Source organism: Bradyrhizobium sp. HKCCYLRH1030 (assembly GCF_051168395.1).
Taxonomy (GTDB): domain Bacteria; phylum Pseudomonadota; class Alphaproteobacteria; order Rhizobiales; family Xanthobacteraceae; genus Bradyrhizobium.
In genome coordinates this window covers 92,642-98,862 of record NZ_JBNPUY010000017.1, presented here as the reverse complement: position 1 = coordinate 98,862, position 6,221 = coordinate 92,642, and the positions used below count along the sequence as shown (strand labels likewise).

The window sequence follows — 6,221 nt, the reverse complement described above, 5'->3', positions numbered from 1 at the left end:
CTGACCATATCCCTAAAGCCGTAGCGCGGGCCTAGGAGACTGAAGCGGCTCTGGCGGGTGGTCTTGGCCGCTAAACTCCGTTGAAGCCCCCAGAGGCGGCCGGAAGGGCTCAAGAACCGTGGATCCGAGAAGTAGGCTGAAGGCCAGCAGTCTGCTGAGATCCGCTGCGTCGGAGGTTGCCTGCGCCTGGGCCGGAGGTGCGGCAAACCGGGTGAGATTGCTGAGCGAACCTGTTTGCCAATCACCGAAATAGTCGTTGTGGCTCAGTGGCGGAACTCTGGCTGGGAAAATTGGCAAACGTCTTGAATTGTTGGCTCTTCCCTAGGGAGTGCCAACCTCTGGTTGCCGTAGTCGAATCGCAACCTCCCGTGAATGTCGGTATTGATAGTTGCGAATCCGCGCACAGTGCTCTCAACCAACGGGTTCAATGGTGCTCGCAGAATCGCCCGGCTTGTTCAGCAACGAGATCGGCAACCCGACTTGCCGCACCAGCGTGATTCCAGATTATCATGCTCCAAGTCCGGTCCTCCGATCTCTGGCCGGCAAGTGGCCCTCCCAAAATCATTGTGACGAATGTCGCGGAGGCTGCGGATGACTGCGAGTTCTCGGGGTCTTGAATCAAGCTTGCAACGGTGATGACAATGTTGTGGTGCTCGATCGCCGTCACCGCAATGGTCCCGCCGGAAGGGCTATTTGGCATCGCGCTTCTCCCACGCGATCAGGTTCGGCCGCGCCGTTGCACAGTTTCAGAGCTGCGTTCGTGCCACAGCCGAGGCTTTCCGCTCTGAGGATATCAGTTTGAATATACGCAATTACGTATATATGGCGAGCGCTTCTGATGTGTCTCCATGCTTCATGGTTCGACGGGACATTCATGCCGCGCGGCAGATCTTGGCGCGCGATTTGCGGCGTCTCGGCTTGGCAAAAGCTTGACAAGAGGAACTGGCTAACGCGGCTGGTCTCCGGCAGGCGCTGATCAGCGAGCTGGAGGCAAGTAAGCTCGATGTTCGGCTCGACACCTTGAGCCGGGTTTGCGATTGTGCTCGATGCCACGTTGGCTGAACTGTTTCACGAGAGCAAACGAGGCTGATGGGACGGACGATGGGGCCGCGTATGCCGTTGAAACGCTCCAGCCGTTGCGGTTTCGCTGCGATGCGGGATGGGGGCTGAGCTCGGCGCTTGCCCGGCGGAGCTTCCTTGTACCCGAGCTCTGCAAAGTACGGGCATCATTGGGACGCTTCGACCGCGATCAGCGAATTCAGGACCGCACCACCCTACGCTCAAAACGTCCGCGAACACTGCCTGGACCCACGGATATCGTCCATCCCGCAACAAAGCCGCGATGACCACGCCCTTTCGCGCGAGTCATGCCGTATTGCAACCGTAACTGTCACACAACTGCAACAGTGCCCACTGGTTGTGTATTTCCATCGGTTTCATTTTATTGCTGTCGGTTCGGGTTCATGTCACTCACCGTAGAATTACGGGAATACATGAGCAGGATACCTTGGCAATCGAACAGTCAACCGGAGGTGTCGGGCTCCCGTTCCGGGCTGACATCGATTACTTGCGTGCAATCGCCGTCATTCTGGTTATCGGCTTCCACTACGGCATCCCGGGTTTTCAAGGTGGCTTCGTTGGTGTCGATATCTTCTTCGTCATCTCCGGCTACCTGATCACCCGGCTGATCTGGGCTGGAATTCATCGCGACAGCTTCTCGTTCTGGGCCTTTTACGACCGTCGTGCGCGCCGGCTGCTTCCGGCCCTTTACGTGATGGTGCTCGGTACGGGCATCGTGGCCTGGTTCCTGGCGCCTCCCGACGACTACCGCATGTTCTTCGGCAGCGCCGTGTCCACGATTCTGTTTTCCTCGAACATCTTCTTCTGGCTCCAGTCCGGCTACTTCGACCTGCCCTCCGTCGGCAAGGTTCTGATCCACACATGGTCGTTGTCGGTGGAGGAACAGTTCTATTTTCTATTTCCGCTCGTCACCGTTCTCTGGAGCAAACTGTTTCGCAACCCTACCAGGCCCGTATCGCTGATCCTGCTGCTGACGGGTACGCTCGGGCTCTGCATCGCCGACGAATTGCTGATCAAGACCTCTGCGTCGGCAGCCTTTTATCTGTCGGCGCTACGCGGGTGGGAGTTCCTGATCGGCAGCTTGTCGTTCCTGCTCGATCGCTGGTCGCCCGCCGATCTCAGATGGAGATGGATGCTGGCGGTGTCCGGCACGCTGCTGATGCTGGGGCCTGCCGCGATGTTCACGGGAGCGACCAAATTTCCGGGCCTCAATGCGCTGGCCCCATGCCTCGGTGCGGCGTTCTTCATCACAGCCTTCAATCGCGAGGATGGGCAGCCAGTATCGCTGCCCTTCAAGCGCGCGGGCCTGTTCCTGGGCAAGATCTCCTATTCGTTGTACCTTTGGCATTGGCCGGTATTCGTGATGGGCACCGTTGCCATCCCAATCACATGGGCCGGTCCAATATCCACCGCGGCGCTGCTCTCGTGCTCGCTCGGACTTGCCTACGCCTCGTATCGGCTCGTGGAAGCGCCGGCACGCGGCGGACCGGTTTGGTTCGGACTCAGGAGCTCGGGCTGGATCGCCACCGCCGCGACAATTCTGCTCGTCACGGGCGTGGCAGGTTTCTCGAAGGGTGGTTTTCCAAACCGCTTTCCACAAACGGCTCAACGGATGCTGCGCTACAACGTCGAGGCGATGGCGCCGTTCTATCGGATATCCAGCTGCTTCCTCCAACCCAGCGAGCCATTCGCCCACTATCGGCGCGACGAGTGCCTGACTCCGGTGGACGACAAGCAGAACATCCTCCTGTTCGGTGACAGCGCTGCCGCGCACTACGCGTGGGCTCTGCGTAATCATCTGGACCCGGGACGATTCAACCTGCTGCAGCTGACCTCTGGCGCTTGCGCGCCGCTCCTCGCTCTGCATCAGCCGTCGTCGCGGAACTGCGACGAGATCAACGCGGCTTTTCGCGACGCGCTGCGCGACCATCGCGTCACAGCGGTCATTCTCTCCGGCAATTGGCGCTACTACTGGGCTGCCCTTGGGCCGTCCGACGCCGAGCTCCAGGAGGGCAGGGAAGCACCGATCAGCAAGTTCGAAGTCTACCTGGAGTCGACCCTGTCGGCCGCTGAAGCTGCCGGGGTTCCCGTGCTGATGCTAGGTCCGTCGCTGGAGTTTCCCGCCCCGCTGGCAACCAGTCTCGTGAACTACGAGCGCACACATTTTTCAACGGGCGCGATGTTGAAAGTGATGCCTGCAAGTTTCACCGTTGACGCGCACCTGAAGGAGATCGCTGGTCACCATCGAACCGTGCAGTTTATCTCGGTGCTCTCCGCCGTCTGCCGCGACAAGGAGTGCCCGCTCAAGGCCGATGATGAGACACCGATAGTGTGGGACGAGCTCCACCTAACACCGGAAGGATCACTCTACGTGATGCAGCGCCTGGCGCCGGAGTTGAACCGCTTTCTTCACGGGATTAACCCGATGCCAAAGTTGCTGAGCCGAACACCGTCAGTCATCCGCTGACTCCGCTGGCATGATAGGGCTGGCCTGTAGCTTTGTGCCCTGTGGCCTCAAATGGCCTTTTGCTTTCAATGGCAGTTGACTGACTCCCTCTACGTCAGACCCTTGCTCATGGGCGGTTCACCGAATTTCAAGGCTACGCGAGAAGCCCAGCGCTTCAGGCAGCCGAGGGATGACTACCGCGCGCAGTAGCGATAACCGCGGCGATTCAACGCGGAGGCAGCCTTCCTAAGGAGCCTCGCGCAAGCCTTCTGGGCCTCCCCTCCAGTTTCGAATGGCTGCCGGATCGGCCGATCAGCCGGTCGAGCAGACGTCTCGAACAGCAATTTGAGATGGTTGGACGTCCCTGAAACCAAGATTTCAAAGTGAAATCAAAGAATTAGCCCGCCTCTGGCGGGCTTTTCATTGCCTTTGCCAATCCATCCCAAGGATTGCAAAGCAAACCTACGTATTTTCAATTGGTTACGAGGATTTCGGCGAGGATTACCAATCGCTCCCACATTCTCTACGGCACAAAATGGCCCAAAGCCTTTGAGCCGATGGTTTGAGAAATCTCTTATTTATCAAGAATGTCTTGATAGACCGGAGATTTCTCGAACTGGATTTTGGTTTGAGAGTATGTTATATTACCAAGTATGGATAGACAGAGAGGAAAACTTCTAAACCAGCTCGCCGACATGCTTCCCGAAGGGATGCTGGTCGATGCTGCTTGGCTGAGGGCTCACGGCTATTCCCCCCAGTTGCAACATCAGTACGTGAAGTCGGGCTGGCTTGAGCAACCCGCTCGCGGGGTCTTTCGGCGTCCACGCGGCTCCCTGAGCTGGCAACAGGCCGTGATCTCGCTTCAGACGATCCTGAACTTTTCGCCCCTCATCATCGGAGGACGAACCGCGCTCGAACTTCAGGGCTATGCACACTACCTGACCCAATCGACGATGCGCGTGCATCTCTATGGTCCGAAAGCGCCCCCAGCCTGGCTCCATAAGCTGCCGCTAACGGTCACGTTCGTCTATCACAACGACCGGCGTCTCTTCAAAAACGATCCCGTGGTAAAAGGGATAAGCAGCGTTCGCTGGAACGTCGACACTGGGCAGATGACCGATGTCACGGCCTTCCGAGGCGGCGATGTTACTCAGCTTAGTTGGGGCCAGTGGGATTGGCCTTTGACCCTCTCGACGCCGGAGCGCGCTCTATTCGAACTTCTGGACGAGCTTCCCAAAGACGAAAGCTTTGAACAGGTCGATGCCCTGCTCGGCGGTCTTGCTAATCTACGTCCCGACCGGCTGCAGAAACTCCTCACCGACTGCGCAAGCATAAAGGTCAAACGCCTCTTCTTATATTTTTCCGATCGTCACAAGCACGCCTGGCTCAAATATCTCAAGAAAGACAAAGTTGACCTTGGTCATGGCAAGCGCATGCTCGTGAGGGGAGGCGTTCTCGATCCCACCTACCAGATAACGGTGCCGGGAGATCTCCATGGCGTTCGCTGAGATCTACAGAAAGCAGGTCGCCCTTCTGCTCCGCGTTCTACCGATCGTCACGGAAGAAGATTGCTTTGCCCTCAAGGGCGGTACCGCCATCAATCTGTTCGTCCGCGATATGCCGCGTCTTTCGGTCGATATCGATCTGACTTACGTCCCCGTTGAGGCGCGACCAAAATCTCTGGCCGACATTGATGCCGCGATGAAACGCATCGCGGCCACGATCAGACAAACCATACCCGGCGCCCAGGTCCACGAGACGCAAAAAGAAAACGCGATTATCAAGCTCGTGATCAGGTCGCAGGGAGTCCAGATCAAGATCGAAGTAACCCCGGTCCTGCGCGGTTGCGTATTCGAGCCCGTCCTTACTCCTGCCACCCCTGCCGTTCAAAACGAATTTGGCTTTGCGGAGGCGCGGATCGTATCCTTTGCCGACCTGTATGGCGGAAAGATCGTGGCGGTGCTCGATCGTCAACATCCGCGGGATCTGTTTGACATACGTGATCTCCTTGCGAACGAGGGCGTGACGGACGATCTCCGCAAGGCTTTCATTGTTTACCTGTTGAGCCACGATCGACCGATGTTTGAGGTGCTTGGATCATCCGCCAAGAACATCAGCGATGAATTCCTGCATGGCTTCCAGGGGATGACCAATGAGGCGGTTTCAAAAGACGAGCTACTTGCTGCGCGAGCGGCTCTCATCCAGGCAATCGTAGACGAGATGCCCGATGATCACCGCAAGTTCCTTATTGCGTTCGAACGGGGTGAGCCGGACTGGGATCTGCTTGGCGTTCCGGCCGCTCCTGATCTGCCGGCCGTAAAATGGCGCCAGCAAAACCTCAACAAGCTTCCTCAAGAAAAGCGCGATGAACTCGTTGCAGGCCTCGAGCGCGTACTGTCTTCCAAATAAGCTCTGAGCAGCTTCCGCCTGCCTTTTTAGGCCGGGGGCTGCACGCGTTTTTCCTAGCTTGCTTTGAAGTCAACGAGCACCGACTTGCGTGCACACAGAACCGATCCCAGACGAAACAGGGCAACTGTGAGGTCTTGATCTGAAGAATTGCGCGCAGCGGCATTGGCATTTCTGTAGCTGGGATGTGTGCAACGATTTCCGCGAGAATCTCAAGGCCGGACCCCCGTCACACAGTTTCTCTACGGGGCGACGAGCGGCGCGCAGTGTTGCTGTGGCACGCGACTCC

Annotated in this window: 4 protein-coding genes; all 4 read left to right on the top strand. The window is 57.8% G+C overall.

The features are described from left to right. Positions 1-942 precede the first annotated feature (942 nt). Positions 943-1,062 carry a hypothetical protein gene (locus ACQR1E_RS32175; protein WP_434872060.1) on the top strand — a complete coding sequence of 40 codons (120 nt, stop codon included), beginning with the start codon at positions 943-945 and terminating at the stop codon, positions 1,060-1,062. A gap of 445 nt (positions 1,063-1,507) precedes the next feature. Continuing rightward, entirely contained in the window at positions 1,508-3,547 is a 2,040-nt protein-coding gene (locus ACQR1E_RS32170) for an acyltransferase family protein (RefSeq protein WP_434871928.1), read from the top strand. Positions 3,548-4,179: 632 nt separating this feature from the next. Further along, a complete protein-coding gene (locus ACQR1E_RS32165; protein WP_434872014.1) occupies positions 4,180-5,034 on the top strand; it encodes a type IV toxin-antitoxin system AbiEi family antitoxin domain-containing protein in 855 nt (284 codons plus the stop codon). Further along, positions 5,021-5,935, top strand: a complete 915-nt coding sequence (locus tag ACQR1E_RS32160; RefSeq protein WP_434872015.1) for a nucleotidyl transferase AbiEii/AbiGii toxin family protein — start codon at positions 5,021-5,023, stop codon at positions 5,933-5,935. The genes ACQR1E_RS32165 and ACQR1E_RS32160 overlap by 14 nt, the downstream gene beginning before the upstream one ends. Positions 5,936-6,221 lie beyond the last annotated feature (286 nt).

Excerpts from the sequence above, each read along its gene's own strand:
- ACQR1E_RS32165 (WP_434872014.1), top strand. The coding sequence starts at position 4,180 with ATGGATAGACAGAGAGGAAAACTTCTAAACCAGCTCGCCGACATGCTT.
- ACQR1E_RS32160 (WP_434872015.1), top strand. The coding sequence starts at position 5,021 with ATGGCGTTCGCTGAGATCTACAGAAAGCAGGTCGCCCTTCTGCTCCGC.